At 56.7% G+C, this 26,723-nt stretch carries 24 protein-coding genes; 8 read left to right on the forward strand and 16 right to left on the reverse strand.

Annotated features, from left to right (window positions below):
* Positions 1 to 51 precede the first annotated feature (51 nt).
* From CKW26_RS13760 to pstS, 6 genes are all read right to left on the reverse strand, one after another.
* The gene (locus tag CKW26_RS13760) at positions 52 to 624 is read right to left on the reverse strand and encodes a hypothetical protein (protein ID WP_095049095.1); all 573 of its coding nucleotides are present in this window, start codon (positions 622 to 624) and stop codon (positions 52 to 54) included.
* Positions 625 to 683: 59 nt separating this feature from the next.
* Positions 684 to 1,382 (reverse strand): hypothetical protein, encoded by a 699-nt coding sequence (locus CKW26_RS13765; RefSeq protein WP_095048981.1) that lies wholly within the window; start codon positions 1,380 to 1,382, stop codon positions 684 to 686.
* Positions 1,383 to 1,482: 100 nt separating this feature from the next.
* On the reverse strand, positions 1,483 to 2,244 hold the full coding sequence (pstB, locus tag CKW26_RS13770; protein ID WP_217827632.1) for a phosphate ABC transporter ATP-binding protein PstB: 762 nt from the start codon (positions 2,242 to 2,244) through the stop codon (positions 1,483 to 1,485).
* A gap of 75 nt (positions 2,245 to 2,319) precedes the next feature.
* Positions 2,320 to 3,213 carry a phosphate ABC transporter permease PstA gene (gene pstA, locus CKW26_RS13775; RefSeq protein WP_095048982.1) on the reverse strand — a complete coding sequence of 298 codons (894 nt, stop codon included), beginning with the start codon at positions 3,211 to 3,213 and terminating at the stop codon, positions 2,320 to 2,322.
* On the reverse strand, positions 3,213 to 4,178 hold the full coding sequence (pstC, locus tag CKW26_RS13780; RefSeq protein WP_095048983.1) for a phosphate ABC transporter permease subunit PstC: 966 nt from the start codon (positions 4,176 to 4,178) through the stop codon (positions 3,213 to 3,215). Before pstC ends, pstA begins: the two co-directional genes overlap by 1 nt.
* Before the next feature lie 71 nt (positions 4,179 to 4,249).
* The gene (pstS, locus tag CKW26_RS13785; protein ID WP_095048984.1) at positions 4,250 to 5,281 is read right to left on the reverse strand and encodes a phosphate ABC transporter substrate-binding protein PstS; all 1,032 of its coding nucleotides are present in this window, start codon (positions 5,279 to 5,281) and stop codon (positions 4,250 to 4,252) included.
* A gap of 531 nt (positions 5,282 to 5,812) precedes the next feature.
* Between pstS and CKW26_RS13790 the strand changes: the two genes are divergently transcribed.
* Positions 5,813 to 7,252: an ATPase domain-containing protein gene (locus CKW26_RS13790; protein ID WP_095048985.1), complete on the forward strand. Its 1,440-nt coding sequence runs from the start codon at positions 5,813 to 5,815 to the stop codon at positions 7,250 to 7,252.
* Between the two features lie 23 nt (positions 7,253 to 7,275).
* On the forward strand, positions 7,276 to 7,638 hold the full coding sequence (locus tag CKW26_RS13795) for a response regulator (RefSeq protein ID WP_095048986.1): 363 nt from the start codon (positions 7,276 to 7,278) through the stop codon (positions 7,636 to 7,638).
* Here the strand turns inward: CKW26_RS13795 and CKW26_RS13800 are convergent.
* Positions 7,633 to 8,616: a fimbrial protein gene (locus tag CKW26_RS13800; RefSeq protein ID WP_371917963.1), complete on the reverse strand. Its 984-nt coding sequence runs from the start codon at positions 8,614 to 8,616 to the stop codon at positions 7,633 to 7,635. The two genes, CKW26_RS13795 and CKW26_RS13800, sit on opposite strands and share 6 nt — an antisense overlap.
* A gap of 299 nt (positions 8,617 to 8,915) precedes the next feature.
* On the opposite strand from CKW26_RS13800, the gene CKW26_RS13805 reads away from it, so the two are divergent.
* Entirely contained in the window at positions 8,916 to 9,455 is a 540-nt protein-coding gene (locus CKW26_RS13805; RefSeq protein ID WP_093431579.1) for a hypothetical protein, read from the forward strand.
* A gap of 75 nt (positions 9,456 to 9,530) precedes the next feature.
* Here CKW26_RS13805 and CKW26_RS13810 read toward each other — a convergent pair whose 3' ends face one another.
* The 6 genes from CKW26_RS13810 to CKW26_RS13835 form a co-directional block, all read right to left on the reverse strand.
* Positions 9,531 to 11,159: a methyl-accepting chemotaxis protein gene (locus CKW26_RS13810; protein ID WP_095048988.1), complete on the reverse strand. Its 1,629-nt coding sequence runs from the start codon at positions 11,157 to 11,159 to the stop codon at positions 9,531 to 9,533.
* Positions 11,160 to 11,274: 115 nt separating this feature from the next.
* Positions 11,275 to 11,736, reverse strand: a complete 462-nt coding sequence (locus CKW26_RS13815) for a hypothetical protein (RefSeq protein WP_093431574.1) — start codon at positions 11,734 to 11,736, stop codon at positions 11,275 to 11,277.
* Between the two features lie 309 nt (positions 11,737 to 12,045).
* Positions 12,046 to 12,429, reverse strand: a complete 384-nt coding sequence (locus CKW26_RS13820) for a hypothetical protein (protein WP_093431571.1) — start codon at positions 12,427 to 12,429, stop codon at positions 12,046 to 12,048.
* 104 nt (positions 12,430 to 12,533) lie between these two features.
* Positions 12,534 to 16,166, reverse strand: a complete 3,633-nt coding sequence (locus tag CKW26_RS13825; protein ID WP_095048989.1) for a transporter substrate-binding domain-containing protein — start codon at positions 16,164 to 16,166, stop codon at positions 12,534 to 12,536.
* A 7-nt stretch (positions 16,167 to 16,173) separates the two neighbouring features.
* Complete coding sequence (locus tag CKW26_RS13830; protein WP_093431564.1) at positions 16,174 to 16,881, reverse strand: response regulator transcription factor; 708 nt, start codon at positions 16,879 to 16,881, stop codon at positions 16,174 to 16,176.
* A gap of 174 nt (positions 16,882 to 17,055) precedes the next feature.
* Positions 17,056 to 18,276, reverse strand: coding sequence for an EAL domain-containing protein (locus CKW26_RS13835; RefSeq protein ID WP_095048990.1), 1,221 nt, complete (start codon positions 18,274 to 18,276; stop codon positions 17,056 to 17,058).
* A gap of 322 nt (positions 18,277 to 18,598) precedes the next feature.
* Here CKW26_RS13835 and CKW26_RS13840 point away from each other — a divergent pair, with 322 nt between their 5' ends.
* From CKW26_RS13840 to CKW26_RS13855, 4 genes are all read left to right on the forward strand, one after another.
* Positions 18,599 to 19,204, forward strand: coding sequence for a fimbrial protein (locus tag CKW26_RS13840; RefSeq protein ID WP_093431558.1), 606 nt, complete (start codon positions 18,599 to 18,601; stop codon positions 19,202 to 19,204).
* 68 nt (positions 19,205 to 19,272) lie between these two features.
* Positions 19,273 to 20,022 carry a molecular chaperone gene (locus CKW26_RS13845; protein ID WP_095048991.1) on the forward strand — a complete coding sequence of 250 codons (750 nt, stop codon included), beginning with the start codon at positions 19,273 to 19,275 and terminating at the stop codon, positions 20,020 to 20,022.
* A gap of 197 nt (positions 20,023 to 20,219) precedes the next feature.
* On the forward strand, positions 20,220 to 22,688 hold the full coding sequence (locus CKW26_RS13850; protein WP_371917965.1) for a fimbria/pilus outer membrane usher protein: 2,469 nt from the start codon (positions 20,220 to 20,222) through the stop codon (positions 22,686 to 22,688).
* A 215-nt stretch (positions 22,689 to 22,903) separates the two neighbouring features.
* Positions 22,904 to 23,299, forward strand: coding sequence for a hypothetical protein (locus CKW26_RS13855; protein WP_095048993.1), 396 nt, complete (start codon positions 22,904 to 22,906; stop codon positions 23,297 to 23,299).
* Positions 23,300 to 23,396: 97 nt separating this feature from the next.
* Here CKW26_RS13855 and CKW26_RS30260 read toward each other — a convergent pair whose 3' ends face one another.
* The 3 genes from CKW26_RS30260 to CKW26_RS13870 all read right to left on the reverse strand — a co-directional run bounded on the left by CKW26_RS30260 (position 23,397) and on the right by CKW26_RS13870 (position 25,549).
* Complete coding sequence (locus tag CKW26_RS30260) at positions 23,397 to 23,528, reverse strand: hypothetical protein (protein WP_086936038.1); 132 nt, start codon at positions 23,526 to 23,528, stop codon at positions 23,397 to 23,399.
* A 148-nt stretch (positions 23,529 to 23,676) separates the two neighbouring features.
* Complete coding sequence (locus CKW26_RS13865) at positions 23,677 to 24,186, reverse strand: nucleoside deaminase (protein ID WP_008077533.1); 510 nt, start codon at positions 24,184 to 24,186, stop codon at positions 23,677 to 23,679.
* A 31-nt stretch (positions 24,187 to 24,217) separates the two neighbouring features.
* Entirely contained in the window at positions 24,218 to 25,549 is a 1,332-nt protein-coding gene (locus CKW26_RS13870) for a nucleobase:cation symporter-2 family protein (RefSeq protein ID WP_095048994.1), read from the reverse strand.
* A 214-nt stretch (positions 25,550 to 25,763) separates the two neighbouring features.
* Between CKW26_RS13870 and CKW26_RS13875 the strand changes: the two genes are divergently transcribed.
* Positions 25,764 to 26,678, forward strand: a complete 915-nt coding sequence (locus tag CKW26_RS13875; RefSeq protein ID WP_095048995.1) for a LysR family transcriptional regulator — start codon at positions 25,764 to 25,766, stop codon at positions 26,676 to 26,678.
* The last annotated feature ends 45 nt before the right edge of the window (positions 26,679 to 26,723 follow it).

The raw sequence follows: 26,723 nt of genomic DNA on the forward strand, positions 1-26,723 counted from the left end.
CCGCTACAAAAAACGCCGCTCATTGAGCGGCGTTTTTGTCTGCACTGAAAATCAGGACACGGCTTCCGGACATTGTTGCGCCGGATTCCTGCTCTTGCCCTGTTGTTGCCGGGCGAGCAGTGCCTGTACGTCAGCGACGGCATCCAGAACCCGCTGCGCCCAATGCTCATCCTCCGGGTGCACGACAACAACGCGAAAACCGTGATCATGGCCTTCCGAGCGCACACCTTCGGAGTCATCGACATGCAAGTCGATATCGAAGGCCGGGGGGAATTTCGACGGGCCGTTTGACAGTCCGTTTGTCGCCAACGCCTGGTTATGCACCACACTGTTGACCACCCCGTCGACGCGGATGCCATACAACAACAGCCAGCGCCTGATATAGGCCGGGGTCCGACCGGACGACGTGTAAACCCAGATACTGCAGCCCTGACGCCGCAACTCGCGGGTCAATGAGCGCGTACCGCATCGCAGTGGCTCGCCGAGCCAACGATGCAAGCAAGCCGGCAACCAGCTCTGCTCGACGGCACAGTGATGCAGCTGGCAGGCCAGCGTGTCATCGATATCGAACGAAACCCGTATGCGCTGGCGAGCGAATACGCTCATGGGGATAGCACCGAGCATGGCTTGCCAAACGCGGCTGACGGAAGCCTGGTACCTGGCGGAAATGGGTTGCCCGCTCATCAATCTCCCCCTTGCAAGACGGGCGAGGTCTTGTCTTTGAGTAAAAAATTCATCGACTCAGGCGCCTGACCTTCAAGGAAGGCCGCATACTTTTTCTTGATTTTGGGCAATTCATACAACGCCTTTACCCCGTGCTTGGCGGAGTTGCGGATGACCGAGGACGGATTAAAGTAACCCCCGGCATTTTCCAGCGTCAGCACGAACGGAGGTAATCCCGCGCGCATGAGCAAATAGCTGACGATGAGTGAGCCACTGCGGTTATTACCCTCGATAAACAACTGCGGCTTGCTGAGGATTCGAACATAAACACCAGCCGCTCGCTTCCAGACTGACTCGCTGCGATACGCGCAATACCAGTTGAACAGGTCCTTTATCCCCCCCTCAACGTTGTTGAAGAAGTGCTCTTCGGTCGCCGCTAGGTGTTGAGCGTACTCCAGTCGGCGAACCGGGTCCCGGCCACAGAGGACGGTAGCGTTGATCTCCAGCATCAGGTTCAGTTGCTGAAGGTCGAACAGGTCGACACCGCGAGCGACATAGTCGTCAATCAGCGCATAGCCTTCAAGCACATTGTGCAGCACTTCGTCAGTGAAGGGATCGCGAGGCTCGGTAAAGTGCCTGCTGAGTTCGGAGAAACGGCCCTGAACCTCTCGCAATACCCGTTCAATCGCGGGCAAATCAAGACGACGCGTTGCAGACATTGGCAATCCTGAGAACGGTAGATAAAAGGGTCAAACGGCCGGATGCCAGTACAGCACCCTTGTCCATGGCCGCTTGCCGTCTTGACTGGATGATTGCTGCTTAGCTGAACTTGCCGCTGATGTAGTCTTCGGTCATTTGTTCACGCGGCTTATCGAATATCTGGGTTGTCGGCCCCATCTCGACCAGATAGCCGGTGCGCGTCCCCTGGGAAATATCAACCGAGAAAAAAGCGGTCGTGTCAGCGACGCGGATGGCCTGCTGCATATTGTGAGTCACCAGGGCGATGGTGTAATCCTTCTTCAACTCGATCATCAACTCCTCGACCCGTCGGGTCGCGATCGGGTCGAGTGCCGAGCAAGGCTCGTCCAGCAACAGCACTTCCGGTTCGGTCGCGATGGCACGGGCGATGCAAAGCCGTTGCTGTTGACCACCGGAGAGTGACAGGCCGCTGACCTTGAGCTTGTCCTTGACCTCATCCCACAGCGCGGCACCCTGCAAGGCATGTTTCACGCGGTCGCCCAGATCGCCCTTGTAGCGATTGAGGCGCAGGCCGAATGCAACGTTGTCGAAAATGCTCATCGAGAACGGATTCGGCTGCTGAAACACCATGCCGATATAACGACGCACGACCACTGGATCAACGCCCTTTCCATAAACGTCTTGTCCGAGGAAATGCACGTGCCCTTCAAAGCGAAATCCCTTCACCAGATCGTTCATCCGGTTGAGGCTGCGCAGCACGGTGCTCTTGCCGCAACCCGATGGACCGATGAAACCGGTGATCTTGTTTTTTTCGATCGGAACATGGCTGTCACGCACTGCCAGGAAGTTACCGTAGAAAATCTTGTCCAGCTTGCAGTCCATGACCACTGGCGCCTGAGTGACAAACGGAGCCGCGACTTGCAGATTTGATGCGTTCAAGGTTCAGATGCTCCGTTCTCAGTACTTGGGCTTGCCGAAAATACGGCTGACAATATTGACGACCAGTACGATCATCACCAGCACCAGCGAGGCCGCCCATGCCAGTTCGAGTTGGTTGTCGAAGGGCATGCCGGAAAAGTTGTAAATCAGTACGGCGAGCGAGGCCGTCGGATTCATGACCGCCAGGTTGCCGTCGTGGTAGATCCAGTAGTTGCTGAACAGCGCCGTGAACAACAAAGGTGCGGTTTCGCCTGCAGCGCGGGCCACGGCCAGCATGACCCCGGTGAGGATCGCGGGCATGCCGGTCGGCAAGACGATTTTCCAGATGACCTGTGAGCGGGTGCAGCCCATGCCGTAGGCGGCATCCTTCATGATCTTGGGCACCATTCGCATCGACTCTTCAGCCGTCAGCACGACGATCGGCAACATCAGCACGGCCAGTGCCACGCCACCGGCCGGCGCCGAGTAAGTACCAGTGGTCATCACGACCAGCGCATAGGCGAACACCCCGGCCAGAATGGAGGGCAGCCCCGTAAGCATCTTGGCGGCAAAGCGCGCGGCGTTTGCCAGCTTGCTGTCAGGGCCCAGTTCCGCCAGAAAGATAGCCGCCATGATGCCAACTGGCACCGCGATCGCCGCTGCGATACCGACCATGACGAAAGTGCCGGCCATAGCGTTGCCGAAGCCACCGCCCGTCTCGAAACCGGTGGGCGGAAGTTCGGTGAAGACCTCCAGATTCAGACGTGCCCCGCCGCGAGTGATCAGCATGTAGAGCACGGAGATCAATGGCACGCTGGCCAATAGAGCACCGCCCCAGACCAGCATGGTCAACACCAGGCTGCGCAGCGCGCGACCTTCAAACTTGCGCTGCAGGCTAGGAAATGCAGCCTCAGAGGACGTGATGTCAGTCATTATTTAGTACCACGTTGGGCATAGACCATGATCATGGAACCGATGATGTTCACCAGTAACGTGATGAACATCAGGACCAATGCGGCGTACATCAACACTTCAATCTCATTCGGCCCCGCCTCGGGAAAATTCAACGCCAGCAAGGCCGCCAGCGTATTGGCCGGGGCAAAGAGAGAAAGGGAGATGTTGTTTGCGTTGCCTACCAGCATGGCCAGCGCCATGGTTTCACCTAACGCGCGGCCCAGCCCCAAGACGAGGGAACCAAAGATGCCGGTGGCGGCAGATGGCACCATCACCTTGAGAATGGCCTCCCAATGGGTGGTGCCCATGCCGTAGGCAGCCTGCTTGGTTTTCATCGGTACGCCGGTGAGCGCGTCCTGCGACACGGCAGCAATGGTCGGCAGAATCATGATTGCCAGCACCAGCGCCGCCGGCAGCAGTCCAGGTCCGCTCAACGAAGTGCCAAAAAAAGGTATCCAGCTGAGTTCGCTGTTCAGCCACTCCGCCAGCGGCCGAATTGCCGGAATCACCACGTAGATCCCCCAGAGACCATAAACGACGCTGGGGATGGCCGCCAGTAACTCGACGATGGTACGAAAGACGGCAGCGAGCTTAGCGGGCAGGAAATCCTGGGTCAGAAAAATCGCCATGCTGACACCGAAAAAACCGGCGATCAGCAGCGCGATGAAAGCACTGTAGAGCGTCCCCCAAATGGCCGGCAGAATGCCGTATTTGCCCTGATTAACATCCCAGACGGACCCCAAAAGCACATCCAGGCCGTGCTTCTCCATGCCGGGAATGGCCTTGCGCCCTACTTCGAATATCAGCGCAAAGACCAGCGCCAGAATCAGCACCACGCCTATTTGCGCTAGCGCACGGAAGACGCGGTCGACCAGAAAGTCCTTTGCGGACGGTGGTTGGCACGCAGAAGCCGGATTAACCGGTACGACAAAAGGTGTGTTCATTGGCTAATTCCGGAATGAAGGGAAACTCTCCCGGCGCTGCAAGCAGGCGCCGAGAGAGGCCTCAGGAGCGCTTACTGGATGTTGGCAGACGCTTTGCGAACCTGATCGACGACTGACTGTGGCAAAGGTATATAACCCATCGAGTCGGCGATTTTCTGCCCTTCGGTCAAGCTGTACTCGACCATCTCGCGCATGGCTTTGGCCTTGGCCGGGTTACCGTTGTCCTTGCGAAAGATCATCCAGGTGTAGGAAGTGATCGGGTAAGACTTGGCGCCGTCCGGATCTGGCAGCCAGGCCACCAGGCTCTCGGGCATTTTTACCGCAGCGAGTGCCTCGGCGCCGCTTTCCGCGTTCGGTACCACGTACTGACCGGCCTTGTTCTGCAACTGCGCGAAGTCAACCTTGGCAAGTTTGGCAAAGCCGTATTCGATGTAACCGATGGCACCCGGCGTCTGGCGTACGGTGGCTGTCACACCGTCATTCTTGGGCGACTTGATGAATTTGTCGCTGGCCGGCCAGTTGACGGTGTTGCCCTCCCCCAGCGCCTGCTTGAACTCCGGGTTGATGGCCGCCAGGTGCTTGGTGAACACCGCAGTGGTACCGCTGGAGTCTGCTCGCACAACAACCGTGATCGGCGTATCGGCCAGTTTCAACTCGGGGTTGGCTGCGACGATCTGCGGATCGTTCCAGCGGGTGATCTTGCCCAGGAAGATGTTGGAGTAGACGTCGCGTGGCAATTTGAGCCCTTTAGGATTGCCCGGCAGGTTATAAGCCAGCACGATTTCACCCGCCGTCATTGGCAGCAACTGCACGCCCTCGCCCACCTTGGCAATGTCTTCGTCTTTCATCGCAGAATCACTGGCGGCGAAATCAACGGTTTTATTCAAAAAGTCCTGTACACCCGCACCGCTGCCCTTGGATTGGTAATCCACAGTGACACCCGCCGACTTTTTGCTGAAATCCTTGAACCAGGTGAGGTAGATCGGTGCCGGAAAACTGGCTCCGGAGCCTGTCAGCCGGACGTTTTCCGCCGCGAAGGACATTGAGGTAGCCAACACAGATGCAGTCACAGCGAACGCAGCAGACTTGATCAATCGTTTCATCAAGGAAACTCCTTATAGGGGCTCCTTAACTCTGCAGCAATCTCGTTAAGTTTTTATGAACGTTGGATGGCAGGACCGCGCCTCAATCGTTTTGACCCCTTGCTACCCTTACTCATCGTACCCCCTCCTCGCACATACCTATTGCGCAGTAGTACCGACGCACATGACTTTCCAGGACTCTCAAGGCAATGGGTGTCCATCCAGGCGACAGTGGATCTGAATTTTTACTCGCCCGCTGCGGCGGCAGGCGCGTGAGAATTCGCTGGCCGTCGCCATGAGTCCGAATCCCATCGCCTGCGTTATCTCAGTCAGGCAAAGCCCTGCCTGTTCCGCCTTTGTCGTTCGCGGGATTTGGCAATCGAATCTTCTTGCGCGCGGGTTGTCCTTATTCCCGGATTGCGTGCCGCCATTCGCCAAGCGCCACTTTCCAACGCTACTTTGCCTCCACCGCCATGGCTCCAAAATGGAAATGGCGTTAGCATTTCATCCATCCGGCTTAACAAGCCTGTTTTTTCAGATCAGGGTCGCATAGTGGAAAAGCTAAAACGCCTTCAAAGCGGAATCGAAGGGCTCGACGCGCTGCTTCAGGGTGGCCTGGTCGCGGGTGCTTCGTACATCGTTCAGGGCCGCCCCGGTTCCGGCAAGACCATCCTCGCCAATCAGCTCGGCTTCAATCATGCCCGCAATGGCGGTCGCGTTCTGGTCGCCACGTTGCTGGCCGAGTCCCACGACCGACTGTTTCAGTTTCTGTCGACCATGAGTTTTTTCGACGCATCCCGAGTGGGCGCTGAAATACAGTTTGTCAGCGCTTTCGATACGCTGGAAAACGAAGGCCTCGATGAAGTGGTGAAACTGCTGCGGCGCGAAATCAGCCGGCAGAAAGCGACGGTCATGGTCGTCGACGGTTTGCTCAACGCCCGCTCCAAGGCCGACTCACCGATCGACACGAAAAAATTCATCTCCGAACTGCAAGGCCATGCGGCATTCGCCGGTTGCACCGTGCTGTTTCTCACCAGCTCGCGCCTTGACGACGGCAGCCCGGAACACACGATGGTCGACGGCGTCATCGAAATGGGCGAAGAGCTGTTCGGCACCCGATCGGTGCGCCGCATTCACCTGCGCAAGACCCGCGGCAGCGGCGCGTTGACCGGTGTTCACGAGTGTGAAATCACCGAAAAAGGCCTGGTGGTCTATCCGCGCCTGGAAAGTCTGTACAAACGCCCTTCCGCCCCCGACAGCGCAGACATGACACGCATTCCCAGCGGCATCGCTTCGCTGGATGACATTCTCGGTGGCGGCTTGCACAGCTCCAGCGTCACGCTCGTCATGGGACCTTCCGGGATCGGCAAAACCACGCTGGGGCTGAAGTTTCTCGCGCAGTCGACGGCCGAAGCGCCGGGCCTGCATTTCGGCTTCTATGAGAGCCCGCAACGGCTGCGACTCAAAGGCCGTTCGCTGGGCATCAATATTGAAGAAATAGAACACAGCGGTGCACTGAGCATTGCCTGGCAGCCGACCACCGAGGGCTTGCTCGACGCCCTCGGTGCGCGCCTGCTGAGCCTGGTCGATGCAAAAGGAATCAAGCGCCTGTTCATCGACAGCCTCAGCGGCATGACTCGGGTTTCAACCACACCGGAACGCATCACCGATTTTTTCAGTGCACTGATGAACGAGCTGCGATCCAGAGGCGTCACGGTCTTCGCCTCGTGGGAAATGCGCGATCTGTTTGGCTCCGAGGTCAGCGCACCGAATTCCGACCTGTCCAGTATTGCTGACAACCTGATTCTCATGCGTTTCTTTGAAAATCACGCTGAACTTCGCAGGACGCTTTCCATTCTCAAGATACGTGATAGCTCCTACAACCCTTCGCGGTTCGAGGTAGTCATCCGTGATCAAGATGTGTTCCTGGAAAAGGCTTTGAGAAATGAACCTTCCGTCTCATCTGAGTCATTGCCTGGTTCAATATCGTAAGTCTTCGAGCGGGTTGAAATAACATGACCACCATCCTGGTAGTCGACGACGAGTATCTGATTGCTGACATTCTTGGCTTTGCACTGGAGGATGAAGGCTTCATGACGGTGACGGCCAGCAATGGCAAGAAAGCCCTCGAAGTGCTGGAGAGAGAACGGCCAGCACTGATCATCACGGACTTCATGATGCCGGTCATGGACGGCCTCGAATTCGCCGAAGCCGTGCGTGCTCAGCCTTCCGTCAAACACCTGCCGATCATTCTCATGAGTGGAGCGCAGGCGCACATCGGCATGCAGCGCTCGGATCTGTTTGACGTGGTGCTGCCCAAGCCTTTCGACATTGAAGTGATTGTGGCTGAGGTGAAGAAGCTGTTGGCTTCCTCATAGATACTCAACGACAAAGGCAATTTCGGCATTGGCATTGCCCGCTCTCATTTGTGAATTCGCGGGCTCAATGCGCACGAAGCGCGCTTGCAAGTCTACAGATGCGTTCCCGCCTTCCGATGTAGGCGCTTTCATTATGTAGTTCTGATTCAGCTTGAGTGGCTTCCCGTCTCTGAAGCGCATCTGCAATGCCAAACCTTTGGCAGTGGAACTACTGTTCATATTTACCATGCCAGTATTAGCGTCCCACAGAGGGCTGCCCGCAGTGGGCGAAAAGGAGTAGCGGAAGTTGTTTATTCCGGCAGGACAGTTTTTCATACTGAGAAAAAAGTATTGCTCCTTGGCATAGGCACCGTTCTTCGGGAAATCGCTCAAGTTATAGCTACCCATATCAACTTTTACATCGGGTGTTTCGCAAGACTGTGAGACCACCCGCGTGCCACTTGTATTCAATGCCAGAGGCTCGATTTCAGCAGCGACAAATTTCCCCAATTGGCCTGAGGGTATCGTCGCACTACCGGAAATCTCACCCGTCTTTACAAGACGCAAGATGTGCTGAGTGCCATTCCACCCCCAACCGCCAGCAACGTCGGTGTCTCCCGGAAAGCCTTTCCATGCTTTGCCCGATGGCGGTCGAATCCATTGCCAGCCGATCCCGGTATTTCCAACAGGAAAAATCTGCGCGCCTGATTGGGTGACGCCCACAGAATTGCGAACACCTTCATTGTGTACCGCAGAGCACCTGAACGAACTGGGAATGGCTCCCAGGGTCACGATTGGGCTTTCATAGATAACCGTGCCGTTCGGCGTGTCCCGCGGCACCGAGATCGTGGCCGGAAGGACAACTCGGAGGTCGCCCATGGAATTATCGGGATAAAATTCGCATACCGCCGCCATTGTATTTGACGACAGCATATACAAGAGTCCGACAATTGATATACGGGATAACTTCATAGCACTCTCTCTGACTCTGCATTGCATGCAAACAACTGAATGACTGACGATGGCGCGAATATTTAATCGGCAGCAAAACCACCACAATCGGAACGAGAAGATAATAAATAAACAGCACTTGCGCAAAAAGTTTATTTATTCAACAAACAGACAATTCTCATAGATTTATAGCTAACTAGCCAAATCGGAAAAACCTATAAAAGGACACGTTATTGAACACCATCCTTTACCAGCGCAGATAACCAACAGACAATTTAAGACTCGTCTTAAAGGCGCAACGGAAATCGGTCATTACACTGTCCACTCTTGAAAGGAGAAACGATTCCGTGAGAGCCCTCGATACCCTCAATAGCCCAAAACCCCAGAGCAACGCCGCCATCTATTGCCTGACGATTCTGGCACTGGCGCTGATCGCCATGACTGTCGCCGCCGGTTATGAGCTCAACAATCTGTTTCCACTGAAGGCCGTGGTGCAAAAGCAGGAGATCCAGCTCACACAGCGAGCCGATGCCATCCAGTCAATGAGCGCAGAACTCAAGCGTCTGGCAGAACAAAAGCAGGCACTGGAGACTGACCTGCTTACCGCGAAGGAACAGGCGAAGGCTGCCGAGACGGCAAAGACGGAGCTCGAAAACACTCAACGCGCGGCGCAAACCAGCGCCGCGTTAGAGGATGAAGATTCACTGTGCGCGATCATCGAGCAAAATATCCGCCTCGTAGCGGACCAGCTCAGTCGCGATGACTTCTTTCGCTTGCGTGATGAGCGCGAAGCTGAAGCCGAAGCGGTGCTTGAAAGCTATGAAAAACAACTCGCCACCTGCATTGAACAACTGACGGCACAAACCGAGCAGCCAACACAGAAATGAGGTAGCGGCCGCTGCACAACAGGATTGACCGCGGATCAAACAAAGCCCTGGTGATCAGGGCTTCCTGCTCACTCTTTACAGCTTGAATTCCTTGGTCAACTTATTCAGCGATGCCGCTAATTGCGAAAGCTCCGCCGACGCAACGGCGGTCTGTTTCGAGCCTTCTGCAGTTTCGCAAGACAGGTCGCGAATGCTGATCAGGCTGCGATCCACTTCGCGCGCAACCTGAGCCTGCTCTTCGGCAGCGGTCGCCATCAGCAGGTTTCGTTCATTGATAAGATTCAGAGACCCAGTGATGTCAGTCAGCACTTCGCCGGCGATATTGGCCATCTCGAGTGTTCTTTCAGCTTGAGAGCGGGTGTGACTCATGGAAGAAACCGCCCTGCTGGTGCCCGACTGAATGGAGCTGACCATGGACTCGATGTCCTCGGTCGATTTCTGCGTACGCTGCGCCAGCCCTCTCACCTCATCTGCAACCACGGCAAAGCCGCGGCCCGCCTCCCCCGCCCGCGCCGCCTCGATGGCCGCGTTCAACGCGAGCAGATTGGTTTGTTCGGCGACTTCTCGGATCACGTCCAGCACGCTGCTGATATCGCTCGCCATCGTAGAAAGCGCCTGCACTTCTGCCGAGGTGCCATGCACGCTGGAAACCATCAGATTGATTGCCGCGACCGTTTCGCTGACCTGGGCTTTACCGGCAATGGCTGCGGCGCTTGATTCCGACGTCAGTTGCGAGGTCGATGCGGCGTTGTCCGCGACCTGCTCCACCGCCGCACTCATTTGCGTCACGGCGGTGGCGGCCATTTCGATTTCATGACTCTGACGTTGAGTGATACGCGAAATATCTTCGGTGACGCCGTGCATGACTTCCGAGGTTTCGGCCAACTGCGTGGACGAGTCACGGATCATGATCAGCGCATCACGCAAACTGGCTTGCATCGCGGCCAACGACGACAGCATCTGCGCTGCCTCATCGGAGCCATCCAGCGCGATGGTTTCGCTCAGATCGTTGGCGGCGATGCATTCCGCCACCCTCAGCGAGCCTGCAATCGGCACCGTCAGGCTGCGCGTGTACAACACCGCCAGGGCCAAGGAAGCACCGATGGCAATGATAATGAACACACTGACGATCCACAGCGTGTGTTCGTAGACATTGTCGGCCTGCTTGCCCGCTTCATAAGCTTCGATCTCATTGAGAGCAATCAGCTTCTTGAGCGCGACCTGCACGCCGTCCGAGGCGGCACGCATCTGATTCTTTGACAGCGCAATGGCCGCTTCAAGCTGCCCGTTCGCCACGGTTTCAAGGTATTGGTCCTGCGCCTGATCATTGACCTGTTGTGCTTTGGCGAACGCCTCGAAGGCCTCACGTCCGGCGTCAGTTGCCAGCAGATCAATGAGTGCGCGCTGATGATTTTTGATGAGCTGACGCGATTGCTGAATGTCCATCAGGGCCTGAGCCTTGCGCTCAGGGGTTTCAATAGGGTTGCGCAGGCGGGCGTTATTGCCCTTGATTTCGATGAGTTCACGATCCAGTTGTCCGAGCAGCTTGATACTCGGCACGATGGTCGTCTCGACATAGGTCTCCGCCTTATTGAGCAAGTCGACTTGCTGCAAGGCGATCAATCCGATCGCGATAATCATGAGACAGAACAAGCCAAAACACAGCGCCGAACGCGGCGCGAGATTGAGTTTACGAAGCAGCATGATGCCTTACCTTAGAGTGTATTCAAGACAATGGGGCAAACGAGCGGGCAGCAAAGCAGGCGCTGAGCAATAGCACCTCAAAGCACAAGCGGATTACCGCGCGAAGGCGCAACAGCTAGCGGTTTGCGCCCGAAGAAAGCGTGGAGTCGGATGAGGCCGGCTCCGCCAGCTCCTTGAGCGTCGGGTCGGCCAGCATCAGAAAATCCGCCAATCGCGGCAGATCGATTTTCGAGACCAGACGCATCCAGCGTTGCGGATGCGGGTTGAAGACGGTCTTCGACCACTGATGATCATCACTGGGGTTGAAAATCAGCAGGTGACGAATCAGCGGGTTCTCCCCAAAAAAATCGAGCGGATCCATCGCCATCTCGTTGAGCAACTCAGCATTGACGACGACCAGGCTGAGCCGTTGGGGGCAGTAATACGTCAGTACTCTCAGGTCACGATAAGTACAGACGTTCACTACGCTGAGACAGCCCAGCTTGTTGAACTGTTGTTCAATCGACAGACCTCTACGCACGTCGTTATCGGCGATCAGGATCCGCAAGGATCGACTTCGGTTATTTTCAAGAAACATCGGACACCTTTGGCAGCTCCATTCTTCCTTTCAAGAAAATAACCAAGGGGCCAACCTGGCCGATATGAGACTTGTCTCAAAATGACCACAGGGATCGCTGAGCGAAAACCACACCTTGACGACAAGCCTGCGCTAGCGCGGCGTGGCTTGGTTCAAGGTTATTGGAAGGAGGGATTTTGCAACGGTGGCGAGCGGCGCAATGCCAGAAGCGCGGGACGGTCGTATACGAACCAGACAATTCTCATTATTAACGCCCCTTGTTGTCAGTAACCTTGAAACAAGGGGCGCAAACTCATTCTTCTCAGTCCATCAAGGCAGCGTCAGCGTCACGACGTAATTGCCAGTCGTTATCTGATGGCCCTTGTTGTCCGTGAGCAGCAAACGCTGGTCGTAATATTTTTCCTGCTCGTGGGTATCGGCAATCATCTTCACGAACACTTGCTGGCGCGGCTCACCCCGCCCTGCCGCACTGACGTTGGTCACCGAGAACATCTGACCAGTGCTCGCCTGCGGACAATCAAGCAGCTCGACAGAAGCAGAAGCACGGCTGGCGCCACTCGCCATGCAACTTGTCTCGACGATCTGTCCGCTGAAGCGAATCACTCCGCTGACAGGCGCAGACTGGGCCGCGCTGACGGTGTCAAAACTCAGCAGGCAGAGACAGGCAATCAATAAAGGACGTCGAATGATCATCGCGAAACTCCATGGTTATTAACCAAGGTATCGCCCGTTGCAAAATGATCTTTAACGTCCCCCTTCAATGCAAGGCCAGTCAGCAGAGCCCTGCGCCAATACGGTTACAGCTCGACCCGTTTGATTTTCTTGATCAGATCAGCCTGTGCATGCTCCAGCTTCAACGCGCTGCGATTGATATCCAGTGGATCGATGACCGGCGCTTCGCACTCGGCCTCAAGGTCGTTACACGCCTCGATGACCTGATGCTCGGCGACAATGCGCGCCGCGCCCTTGATCCGATGTGCCAGGTCAGCCAACAACCCGGGATCGCTTTCGGGTATCAGCGAATGCAGCTCCTCCAGATCCTTCTCACAACTCGACAGCGCCTCGCGCAGCAGTTCTTTCATCATGTCGAGATCGCCTCCGGTGAGCTCGGTCAGACGCTCGCGAATCGACCCCGGCTCCTTGATACCCGCCGCAGGCGGGCTTTCAACTGGCTCGGTTTCGACGTCCTTTTCCCAGCCGGCAAGCAGGGTCGACAAGGTGCTGAGGCTGATCGGTTTGAACAGACAGTCGTCCATCCCCGCCTCTCGGCATTTCACTTTTTCTTCCGGCTGCGCGTTGGCTGTGAAGCCCAGCACGATACACGGCGCTTCACCACTGCCGCGTTCGTCCTGGCGAATGGTGCGGGCCAGTTCATAGCCGTTCATGACCGGCATGTTGCAATCCGTGATCACAATGTCGAACGGCTCCGAGCGCCACAACGCCAATGCCTGGGCACCATCGGCAGCATCACGCACCGCCTGGCCAAGAAAGCTGAGCTGCTGCGTCAGCAGCAGACGGTTGGCGCTCTGGTCATCCACTACCAGAATCCGCAGCGTCGGCACTGGCTTGTCCTGGACAACCGAAACAGGCAGCACCTTGCCGCCGAGCGGACTGAGGATATTGAAGAACAGCGACACTTCCAGGCAGGTGCCTTTGCCCAGCGTACTGGTGATGTTCAGTCGCCCGCCCATCAACTCGCACAACGAACGTGAAATCGCCAATCCCAGACCGGTGCCGCCCCGGTTCGAGGGGCCGTGATTGGCTTGCGAAAACGGCTGGAACAGGTTCTGCAGATCAGCGCTGGAAATGCCGATGCCGGTATCCTCGACTTTGAGGTCGACCTGCAAACGTTCGTCAGCAAGGCGTTGGCCGCGAATCGAGACGCTGACATGCCCGGTATCGGTAAACTTGATGGCATTGCCGACCAGATTCGAGAGCACCTGCTGGAAGCGCATCGGATCAACCAGTACGTCACAGCCGACTGTGGCGTCGATATCGAGCTTCAATACCAGACTCTTCTGCCTGGCCAAGCCGTCGAACACCCGCGCCACGGACTCCACAAGTTCGCGCAGGTTGGCACGTTTGGGCGAAAGACTGACATGCCCAGACTCGATGCGAACCACATCGAGGATATCGCCGATCAGCTCCAGCAGGCCTTTCGCCGAGTCGTAGGCGACTTCAATCGCCGGTCGATCGAAGTGGCCCTGCTCGGCGCGCTTGAGGGTGAGTTCGAGCATGCCGATCACGGCACTCATCGGCGTACGGATCTCGTGGCTCATGGTCGCGAGGAACGTGGTTTTGGCGCGGCTTGACTCATCGGCCAGCTCTTTCGCCGAACGCAACTCCTCGATCAGTTCGCGGCGTTCGCTGATGTCGATCCAGCCGCAGATCACGCCTCTGACTTCCCCCGTCGTGTCGTGATAAGGCTGGATCCAGTGATAAATGATCAGCCGCGTTTCACCAACATGCAGCGTGCGATCCACCTCGTAAGGTTCGTCCCGCTCGATGACGCGCAGATAGTCATCGTGAAATTGCAACGCTTCCTGGCGATTGCGCTTGCCGCTTTCGAGCACGGTCTTGCCGATCACGTCTTTTTCCAACAGGCCAAACGTCTGCAGATAATTGTTATTGCAGGTGACAAGCCGACCTTCCCGATCGCGTACGTAAATGGGATGCGGCGTGCCGTTGATCAGCGCCCCCATGAACTTCAGCTGATCGCCGAGCAAGCGCTCTGCCCTACTGCGCTCGCGGATCTGCCGGCGAATATAGAAATTCCACGCCAGCGATCCGAGGATAATCAAGAAGGCACCAGCGCTGATTTGATAGATCAACACCTTGTAATCGCGCCACGACAGTCCCGAGAACGCGGCAATGGGACGCCAACGGTTGAGAATCACGTCCAGCTCATCGGGTGGAATGCTCAGCAGAGCCTTGTTCAGAATGCTGACCAGTTCGGTATCGGCGCGCCGGGCGGCGAAGGCGAGGAAACCCTTGTTCATGCCGACGATGTTGGAGATGCGCAAACTGTCACTGTAGATGTGAGCGATGTAGTAGCGCGCACCGTGCAACGTGGTAATCATCGCATCCGCTCGCCCATCCTTCACGTCAGCCAGCGCACCCAGCACTGTCTCGCTGTCGACAATTTCAATGTCGGGATAATCCTTGAGCAACTCACGCTCCGCGGAGCTTTCGGGGACGGCGACGCGCTTGCCGCGTAGCTCCTGCAGGCTTGAAGGCGCGCCTGCATCCTTGGCGGTGACGATCACAAAGGGACTGGCGAGGAATGGGTGAGTGAAACGCATACCGACTTCACGGGAGACCGTTGGCGTCAGCAATGAGATATCGGCGCTGCCATCCAGCAGGCGTGTGCTCAAGCTGGAAAAACTGTCAGTACGCTCCACATCGATCTGCAAACCGGTGCGCCGCTGAATCAGTTCCAGCAGATCGGCGCCGATTCCGCCAAAGTTGCCATCGCCATCAAAGAACGCAAATGGCGCCTGATCGTCATTGATCACGAACCGCGCGACCGGGTGCAGCTCAAGCCAGCGTGCTTCGCCGGGTGTCAGGTCAATACGTTTGGGTGTCAGTGCCCCGCCGCCACCGGACCAGCGCTTGGTGATTTCGGCTATCTTGCCGTCACCCATCGACTCGATGACCGAGTCGATCAGACGCAGCAGTTGATCATTACCTCGGCGCAGGGCAAAGCTGAAACCGTTGGTTTGCGTTTTGACGAACGAGTGCAGGCGCACATAGTTGAAGTAGTTGAGGTTGATCAGATAGTTGCTGGACACCGTATCGCCCAGAAACAGATCGACTTTGCCAAACGCCAGCGCGGCCAGTGCCAACTCGTTCGATGGAAAAAGTACGAACTCGGCATTGGGATACAAACCATGGAGCTGACTGGATGGCAGGTAATCGTCGGCAACCGCAATACGCAAACCGGCCAGATTGGCCGGCATCGGTCGCCGATCATCGCCGCGCATGAACATTGCCGGCACGTCTTCGACATAAGGCTTGCTGAGCGCGACGAGGCCGTCGATCAACTCGAAACTGTTGGAGCTGCCCAACATGTCGATGTCGCCGCGTTCAAGCGCCGCCATGGCATCGCGACGGTCGGGATATGCCTTGACGGTAACTTCGACATGCAAGGCCTGGCCGATAATGCAGGCGATGTCGGCGGCAATGCCCTCATAACGCGTACCGCTGGCGGTCATGACATAAGGCGGGAAATCCGGAAGTGCCGATCCCAATACGAGGCTGCGTTTCTGCCGCAGCCAACTCCAGTCTTCATTGCCCAGATCGACCTGCAGCGTCTTGCAGTCTGATCGACCGAACACCTGCAGAGTGCGCGGCTCTGCTGCCCACAACGACCCGCTACCGAATACGAAAAGCACACTGACGAGCAAAACACCGCGCAACAGTTGAAACATAAGCGTGTTATCCCTGGTTGTCGGCTGTCAGGCTGTGCTGCAACTTGAACAGCTCTGCATCACCACGAATGCCAAGCTTTTTGAAAGCGGCCTGTTTTTGCCCACTGATGGTTTTGCGACTGCGCGAGAACTTCAAAGCAATCTGCGTCACCCCCATACCCTCGAGGCAGCAACGCAAGACTTCTTTCTCTTTCGGCGACAGCAAAGGATTGCTCAGGAAATCGTCGCTGTGCGCCGCGCCGTCATCATTGGCACCAGCAGGTTCATCGACCGACGCAGGCAGCACATCAAGCTCGAAGGCCATTGCCGGCGACAGGTACAACTGGCCGGACGCTGCGCAACGGATGCCCGTGATCAGGTCATCGACTGGCTGGGACTTGCCGAAGAATCCGCTGACGCCCGCTCCGATCGCCATGTTCACCACCGCCGGGCGCTCTTCAGAGGATGAGACGAGGATGCGCATGTCTGGATATTGCTTGCGCAGCAGGCGAATCAGATTGAGCCCGTCCAGCTCACCATCGTGCAGCTTGTAGTCGAGTATCAGCAGGTCGATTTCGACCTCGCGCAATCCAGCGAGCAACTGCGCGCTGCTCCCGTACACGCCCACGACACTGAACTCGGCTTCGCGCGTCAGCCGCGATTTCATCGCCAGACGTATGAGCGAGTGATCATCAAGGATGGCAACGCGTAACGGATTCACGACTGACCAATGCATGAGCAACTCCATGATGAGGAGGGTTGAAGGATCATCAGCACTTGGCAACCGCAGCAGATCCCGGGCATCACCGAAGCTTTCAGGTGCATCTGATTGATTTCTCGGCACATGATGATTGTTTTGAAGACACGACGAAATAGGGCTTTGTCCCAAAAGTCAGACCGCGAGCGCGCATCAAAGGTCGGACGTACCTATTGCGCGGCGCCAGGACGACTTTTGACCCTCGAAGCGCCAATCGACCAGATGCGCCCAATTCATGGGGCGAGCGTAGAAGAAGCCCTGCCCCCACTGGCAACCGAGTCGAGCCAGGTGATGAACCTGGTCTGCGGTTTCAATACCCTCTGCCACCACACGCATGTCCAGCTCGCGCGCCAAGGCCAAGGCACCGTGGATGACCGCACTGTAGCGAGCCTGCTGGAAATTCTGCACGAAGCCGGCGTCGAGTTTGATTTCGTTGAACGGCATCTGACACAGTCGCTCCAGCGAAGAATAGCCGACACCGAAATCATCGATTGCCAGGCTGAAGCCGAGCATGCGCAGACGCACCATGTTTTCCATGCTGATCTCGGGCATCTGCAGCAGACCGGTTTCCGTCAGCTCGAATATCAGCCCGGCTGGCGAGGCACCGTGAATGCGCAACAGCGCCTTGATCCGATCGACAAGATTCGGGTTGGCCATCTGCGTCACGTCGAGATTGAACGCGAGCTTGAACGGTTTGCCGTGGGACTGCACGAAACGCTGCAGACTCAATCCTTGCGTGAGCAGGCTGAAAAACATTTCGTCAAGCAGCCCGCAACGCTCGATCGTGGGCAAGAACATGCCCGGTGAAAGTAACCCGCGACTGGGGCTTTGCCAGCGCACCAGCACCTCGGCGCCATCCACTTCACCACTGCGCAGATGAAACTTGGGCTGGAAGTACGCGCGAAATTCCTGCCGACGTATCGCTTCAAGCACTTCGTTCTCCGAAGGCTGATCGAGATGACTTTCCGCCACTTTGACATCGACCTGGCTGTGCGGCCGATAGCGCGCCAGCAATGGCGCCAGCACATCGACCATCAACGGCTTTGCAACACTGCCGAGCAATTCCAGGCCCTGCAACGTGACAATTCGATCAACCGTGCGCAACAAGTCTTCAGGCAACGAACTGCAGATGATCACTGCGCGAATCAATCCGGCCTCTCTCGCCAGGCGCAAAAAGGTCAAACCATCCATCCCGGCCATGCTCAGGTCACACAACGCAACGTCCACACCCCCTGCCTGGGAGATCACAGCCAGCGCATCTTTGCCATCAGCCGCCTGAAAGATATTTTTGTAACCCAGACTATTAAGCGCGCTGACCGCAGCCGTGCGCTGGAAGGCGTGATCTTCCAATACCAATATTCGAAGCGTGCTCACAAACCGGGAACCTCTTTCTATCAGCCATTAATAGCAAAACATCTGAATTATCTTTCAAGCAGAAAGACCGCTCACAAACTTTGCACTGACTAAGAATTTCTGCATCCGCAAACAGTAACCGAACAGAACCCGTGCGACTTTGAGAATTGTCTCATTTAGCCTGCCGTAAAATTGACTGAAGATATAAATACTCACTTCCGATATTGCCGCCTTGTTCGCACTTGTCACGCTTTAAGACAAATCTCAAAGACCCATCGCTATCACCGACCTAACATGGCCTGGCATTTCAATGCAGCACTTCACAATAACTTCGGATATAAACATGAAAAAGTTCGCTTTCGCAGTACTCACTCTTTCCGTACTGGCTGCCTCCACTGGTGCACTGGCTGAAGAAGAAGCCGCTAAAGCCGTCAAGGGCGGCAGCGGTCAAATCAGCTTCACCGGCGTCATCAACAACGATGCGTGCTCGGTAGATGGCGCTTCGGGTAACGACAAGATGATTGCCGTGGACATGGGCAGCGTATCGATCAAAGACATGGGCACCGATTCTGCCCCGGGTGCTGGTCGCGTGGCTGCCAACGATTTCAACCTGAAAGTGAACTGCAACGCCGGCACCAAGGTGTCGATGCTGTTCAAACCAACCGTCAACGGCGGTTCGGGCCTGGTTGATGGCAAGAAAGTTCTCAAGCTGCAAGGTACTGATGCGGCCAAAGGCGTAGGTATCGCGCTGCTGGACAGCAACGGCCAGTTGATCGACCTGAGCTCCGAAGCCACAGCCAAAGTACAGACCAGCCTGACTGGCGACGGCACCACTGGCGGCGACGGCACCCTGTCGTTCGCAGCCGCTTACGTCACCACCGGCGACAAGGCCACCGCTACTGCAGGTACCGGTAACGCCACTCTGCCGTTCGTTCTCGAATACGAATAAGCAGCGCGCAATACCTGGACGGGGCCGCTGTGCCTCGTCCTTCCCGACCAGATCAATCGGTGAAAACTATGTTAAGTCGCTATTTTCCGCTGTGTCTGGGGCTTGCCGGGGTGTTGATGACGCACTCGGCATTCGCCAGCATCTCCTTGAGTTCCACCCGGGTCATCTTCGATGGCGCGCACAAAGAGGCAAACGTCACCGTGCGCAACGGCGGGCAAACCATCCTGGCGCAATCGTGGCTGGATGCCGGCGACACCGCTGGCAGCGCGCCGCCATTTGCGGTGACTCCACCGCTGGCCCGACTCGAACCCAATCAACAGCAACTGTTGAGGATTCTCTATGAGGGCCGGGGCATGCCTGCAGACAAAGAGTCGGTGGTGTGGCTGAACGTGCAGGAAATCCCTCAGGCCAGTGCTGCCGATGTCAACACCCTGCAACTGGCGGTGCGTCAGCGCATCAAGGTTTTTTTTCGCCCGAACGGACTGACCGGTGACGCCGCGCAAGCGCCGGTGCAACTTGTATGGCAATTGGTCACGCAAGCTGGCAAGTCGGTACTGAAAGTAAAAAACCAGAGTAATTACCATGTGTCGCTGGCCGACCTGAAAGTCGCTGCAGGAAAAAAAGCAGAGTTGGTGATTGATTCGACAATGATCGTTCCGGGCGAAGTTCGTTCATTCAACTTGAAAGAGTTGCCACCTGGATCTCCGCGCCTGACGTTTTCAGCCATTAACGATTACGGCGCACAACAACGATTCGATGCACCACTCAGCGCTACCGAAAGTCATGCCGAGCGCGTGAAAGATGCATCCGCCCAGTAACTTCCCCGCCCCACCCCGCCAATTCACAAGCTATTTACGAGTTCCGGACTCCGGTTGAAGCAACACGGACTGATAAGGCAAATTGCATGTTTTCCTCCCAACACCACACATCTGCAAGTTGTGTAAAGCATCACGTTGCGCGCCATAAAAACAAAACGGCGTTGGGCTGCCTGCATCCATTGTGCTTTGCCATCAATATGGCCATTTGTGGATTCGCCATGGGTGCCGAAGCCCCCGCCGCGGTAGCGGGTGAAGCGTTCAATACCTTGTTTCTGGAAGGTTCATCGGCGGTCGATCTGCAACCCTTGTTGAATGCCAACAGCGTTCTACCAGGCCGATATCGCGTTGACGTGTTCAGCAACGGCATGCTGGTCGGTCGTCGCGACGTTGATTTCGCGGCCAACCCACTCAACGGCAAAGTCGAGCCACGTATCACCCTGGAATTGTTACAGCAGCTGGGTGTGGACATGCGCAAACTGCGTGAGCAAGGTCTGGTTGATGAGCAACGGCCTGCCGATCACTACGATCTTGCGTCGATGATCGAGCAAGCCAGTATCAGTTTTGACGCCAACCGCCTACGCCTCAATATCAGCGTGCCGCAGGTTGCTATGGCACGTGGCATGCGCGGCTATGTTGACCCAGAACTTTGGGACGATGGCGTGGCCGCCGGGTTCATCAACTATCAGTTGAGCAGCACCCGCAGCAAAACCGATTACTCGACGCAAATCTCCAATAATCTGGGGCTGCGCAACGGCATCAACTTCGGTGCCTGGCGTTTGCGCAACGAGTCCAACCTCAGCAGTGCCACCGGCCGGCCCAATCGGTTTGTCAGCAACCGCACGTTCATCCAGCGCGACCTCACGGCGATCAAGGGGCAACTGAGTGCGGGTGAAATCTTTTCCGACTCAGACCTGTTCGACAGCGTGCGCTATCAAGGCGTCAAGGTGGCCTCTGATGAGGGCATGCGTGCAGACAGCGAGCGCGGCTATGCGCCGATCATTCGTGGCGTGGCTGAAACCAATGCAAAAATTGAAGTCCGCCAGGATAACTACATTCTCTACACCACCAACGTGCCGCCGGGTCCGTTCGAGATCAGTGATATCTATCCATCGGGTTCCAATGGCGATCTGGAGATCACCATTGTCGAGGCGGATGGTCGGCGCAAGGTAACCCGGCAGGCGTTCTCCGCCTTGCCGACGATGGTGCGTGAGGGTCAATTGAAGTACAGCCTGTCGAGCGGCAAATTCAACAACAACAGCGAGGGCTACGACAAACCGGCCTTCCTGGGCGGCACTTTCGCCTACGGCTTGACCAGCAACCTGACAGGCATTGCCGGCATTCAGGCCAGCAACGGTTTCAAGGCGCTTTCCGTCGGTGCGGCGAAGAACACTTCGATTGGCGCGATGTCGCTGGACCTCACGCAATCGTCCAGCAAGGCATTTGGCAAAACGACCCAGGGCAGCAGCGTACGCGCGCTCTATGCAAAAACCTTCACCGGCACCGATACCAGCTTCACCCTCGCCGCCTATCGTTATTCGACCGAGGGTTACCGCACGCTGACCGACCACGTTCAGGACACCAGCACCGGCGCTACGCGGCGCGCAGGTAACGCCAAAACCCGTACCGACCTCACGGTCAACCAGACCCTGGGCGAAGCGCGCCAGTACGGCTCGCTGTACTTGAATGCCAGTGATCAGCGCTATTGGGATCGCGGTGGCTCGCGCAGCTTTTCTGCCGGTTACAACAATAATTGGCGCGACCTGAACTACAACATCAGCTTGAGTAAAACCGAGGAATTCGGCGCACGCGGTGACACCACTCACGACACCCAACTGAGCGTTTCGATCTCATTCCCGCTCGGATCGACACCTCGCGCGCCTCGCGCCTATATTTCCAGCAATCATCAGAATACCGGCACCAGTACACAAGCCGGGATCAATGGTTATCTGACTGAAGACAGTGACACCTACTATTCCGTACAGACCGGCCGCAGTGTGCAAGGTGATCGCTCCGGCTCGCTTAGCCTGAGTACCCGTACAGCGATGGGTGATCTGGGATTGGGCTACAGCCGAGGCAGCGGTTATGAATCACAGAACCTGAGCGCGGCCGGATCGATCGTGGCCCACGCGGGGGGAATCAACATGGGCCAGACCGTCGGCGAAACATTCGCAATGGTGGAAGTGCCTGGCATGTCAGGGGTAGAAGTCAGCAGCTACTCCGGCGTGAAAACCGGCCTCAACGGCTATGCCGTCCTTCCAAACGCACAGCCCTATCGCGTGAATTGGGTGACGCTGGACACACGAAATCTCGGCGGTGACATAGAGCTGGACAACGCCACTCAACAACTCGTACCGAGACGAGGTTCAGTCGTGCTCGCGCGCTTCGAAGGCAGCAAAGGTCGACGGATCCAGTTCGAACTCTACGATGCCCAGGGCAATCCCCTCCCATTCGGAGCGGTATTGATGGACGCCGACGGTAAACAACTGGCGCTTTCCGACCCCACCGGCAAGGCGTTAGCGCTTGTTACCAAAGATCAAGGCATCATCACAATCAAGTGGCAGGGTAAAAGTTGCCCTGCCCCTTACAAGCTGCCAGAACGACTGAAGGATTTGAACTATGAGCATTACAGGCTTTCTTGCTCAACCAGCGTAGACACATCGAAATAACACGTTCAATTCTTCAATCTTCAACATCAAGGCTCTGATTTATTCAGAGCCTTGTCGTTTCTGCGCGTCTAGCCATGGCACATAAAAACAAGACAATTCCTATATCCACACGCAGAAGGCTCATTACCATAAAAGGCGTAGTGAGCACTCACGCGCAACCGTGTGAGATCAATAGCCCCAACGCCCTTTAGGCGAGAAAGCCAAGAGAATTAGCCATGCCAAAAATCAGCGCCATTAGAGCAACCACCTATAAGAAAAAACCAGAGAACAACCAACACATAAAATCAGATTCGCAAAACCATCTATCGCTTACGAAGAAAACCACAAGCGACGACAAGATTAGGACTGATTCCAGCGAAAAAGGAGTTAATACGGTCAAACAGCCTATTAGTGCAGTCGAGCTCATAAAAAAACAAATTGCCGAGATACAGCAACAACTTGCAACTCGCAAAGCAGAGCTGGCTAAAACCGAAAGAATGAATATGCCAGAAGAAGAGAAGGCTCAAAGAACAATCGAGATTCAAAATCAGATTTCTGTATGCGCTGGCAACCTCCACGCGCTGCAGGCAACATTGATCCAAATGACACTCAGCGTTGACACACACGCTTGAAATCCCCGCCGATGGCCGCACAGGCACGGGCCAACGCCTCATGGCGCGTCGCAAAGCGACGCGCCGAAGGTACGTGGCCCGAGCCAGTGCCTACCGATCAGCAGCTGCCGGGCGGGATGCCTTCCTTGTTAAAATCTTTAAGGCGCTTTTGCTCTTCCTCTGTGGAATGCGCCGGCGTCGATTGATCCGGTACTTCTTCCTCTGGAAATTGTGCTGTTTCTTCAGTCATTGCTTTGCCCTCGTTCTGGTTACTCATTCGGCATCGGCCGAGGGCTGGCAGTTCCAAAACTTCGCACCTTCTCCCTCTCGGCGAGCAAGTGCTCTCAAGTCTCTGGATAGCGCAACCTCACCCCATTCGAGCTTCGTTGCAAAGCTGGTTACGACCAAAAACCCTTGTGCGGCTCAGCCGCCTCGCCCTCTAGCATCGGCCCCAACACACTGACCTTGCGCTGCCCCTTGGCGAATACCTCGCGGCATGGCAGCGAGAACGTCGGGTTCTCCGGATGGTCACCGGTCAATCCCAGTAAAGCATGCTCCGACAAGGCATAAACCACCCGTCCGATACCCGTCCAATACACCGCGCCGGCGCACATACAGCAAGGTTCGGCGCTGGTGTACAGCGTGCACAGTTCCAGCTCTTGCGGCGACAGCAGTTTTGCCGCTGCCGCTGCTGCCACCAACTCCGCATGCTGAGTCGGATCGCCTTCCGGCGGCATCGAGTTGTTCCCCGCTTCGACAATCACCTTGCCGTTGCGGTCGGCCACCAATGCCGCGAACGGATGGCGACCGCGTTGCTTCGATGCCTCGGACAAGGCGATGGTCTGGCGCAGCAAGGTCAGATCAAGCTCGCTGACGCCGGCCGGAATGAGCTGAGTGAATTGATTCATGAGTAACTCCTGGGCAGTGGAAAACAAACAGTCAGTCGGCCAGTTCAGCGCCGATGGTTTCGGTCGATTTTTTATCGTTGTTGAGCAACACGTTGAGGACGATGGCGGTGATCGCACCGAGGAAAATCCCGCTGTCGAGCACCAGTTTCAGGGTCGGGCCGACGTGTTCGAACAGCGCCGGAAAGGACATCGGCAGCACGCCGACGCTCACCGAGACGGCGACGATAATGCCGTTGCGCGTCCCCTCGAATTGCACCCGCGACAGTTCTTGAATGCCCGCCACCGTGGTCATGCCGAACATCACGATCGCGCAGCCACCGAGCACTGGCGTCGGCACTGCGGCGATCAACGCGCCGAGTTTCGGGAACAGCCCCATCAGCACCATGATTGCCCCGGCCGCGGCCACGACGAAGCGGCTTTTCACGTTCGAAAGCGCGATCAAACCGGTGTTTTGAGTGAAAGCGTTGTAGGGAAAACTGTTGAACAAGCCACCAAGCATGGTCGATAGGCCATCGGCGCGGAATGCGTTGCCGAGGGTCTGTTGCGTGGTGGCTTTGCCGGTCAGTTTGCCGATCGCCAGGCAGTTGCCGGTGGTCTCGGCCATGATCACCAGCATCGCCAGGGTCATGATCAGAATCGGCACCGGCGCAAATTCCGGCGCGCCGAAGGCCATCGGCGCACTCAGCTCGAACCATGCGGCTTCACTGACCCGATTAAAGTGAGTCATGCCGCAAGCCGCTGCGATCAGGCTGCCGACAAACAGGCCGATGAGCACGCTGAGGTTGCCGAGGAAGCCCTTGCATTTGGCATAGATCACCAGTGTCACGCTGACTGTGACCAGGCCCAGCAACAAGTTCGCGGAATTACCAAAATCCGCCGAGTCGGGATTGCCGCCGCCCAGCCAGATCGCCGCCGCCGGCATCAGCGAGATGCCGATGATGGTGATCAGACTGCCAATCACTACCGGCGGAAAAAACCGCAGCAAGCGGCTGAACACCGGTGCCAACGCAATGGTGATAAAGCCCGCCGCGATCACCGCACCGAAAATCTGACTGAGGCCGAATTCCTTGCCGATCATGATCATCGGCGCCAGGGCTATGAACGAGCAGCCCTGAATCAGCGGCAGCCGCGCGCCGAACTTCCAGAAGCCAAGGGTTTGAATCAACGTCGCCACCCCCGAGGTCAACAGGTTGGCGTTAATCAGTAAAACGATCTGCGCCGAGGTCAGCCCCATCGCACTGCCGAGAATCAGCGGCACTGCCACCGCTCCCGCGTACATCACCAGCACATGCTGCAAGCCAAACGTGAACAACTGTCGCAGTGGCAAAACCTCGTCCACCGGATGAATGCGTTGTGTAGTCATTTCACACGCTCCTGAAGGTGCGGCATCTGTTGAGATCGCGGGCATGCTCAGGGGCGCTTGAAAGTCAGATCCGCCCCGGAGATCGTTTGACGCGGGGCCATAGTTGAACGTTTATTACGATGAAACAAATTAGCAACCATCGTTTTTTTCGATGGCACAATCACGCATTCGTTAGCCGCTCCAAACCTTTATTTTCGACCCGGGAGTTCACCGCTTGCGCTTCTCACTCGATCAACTGTTGATGTTCGTCCAAGTGGTCAAAAGCGGATCGTTCTCCGCAGCCGGGCGCCAACTGGGCAAGACCCAATCGACCATCAGCGCGGCGATTGCCAACCTCGAAACCGACCTTGGCGTCGACCTGTTCGATCGCAGCAACCGCAGCCCTGCCCTCACCGCCAGCGGCCACAAATTGCTGGTGCAGGCCGAAGCCGTGCTCGAACGCTGCATGACCTTCGAAGCCCACGCCGATTGCCTTTCGGACAATGTCGAAACCAGCCTGACACTGGCGATTGAAACGCCGTACGGCCCGATCATGCCGGTGCTCAAGGCCTTCGAAGCCGCGTTCCCCTTTGTCGACCTGATCATCCGCCATCCGGTGTATGGCGACGTCAGCGAATTGGTCAGCAGCGGCGAAGCGGTACTCGGTGTGGCGTTTTCGCAGCCCGGCTACCCCAAGGAACTGGCGTTCCAGCAACTGGGCAAACTGATCATGCTGCACGTCTGCCATCCCGAGCATCCATTGGCGCAACTCGATGACGTCACCTTCGACGACCTGCACGTCCATCGCCGCCTGGCCTTCAGCGCCCACGCAAGCAAACTGCCGAGCAGCGAATACCTGCGCTCGACCCAGTTGTGGCAAGCGGAAAGCTATCTGGCGTTATTGGAAATGGTCCGCGCCGGGCTCGGCTGGGCCACCCTGCCCCGTCAGCTTGTTCAGCGCGAACTGGCCAATGGTGAGCTGGTGGAACTGCAGCTCTCGGCGTATCCGCATACGGACTGGCAGATCGGTGTGGATTTGTTGTGGGCGCGGCAGCGACCGCTGGGCAAGGCCGAGCGGTGGCTGAAGGAGAAATTGCAGGGCAACAAGGTGTATGAGCTGGACCGCAACGGGCAGATCACCACACTTTGACGGGGGGACAAAGAGGCCCGCCAAAGCGGGCCTCGATTGCAGGCG

The sequence above is a fragment of the Pseudomonas sp. Irchel s3h9 genome, assembly GCF_900187475.1.
Classification (GTDB): domain Bacteria; phylum Pseudomonadota; class Gammaproteobacteria; order Pseudomonadales; family Pseudomonadaceae; genus Aquipseudomonas; species Aquipseudomonas neuropathica.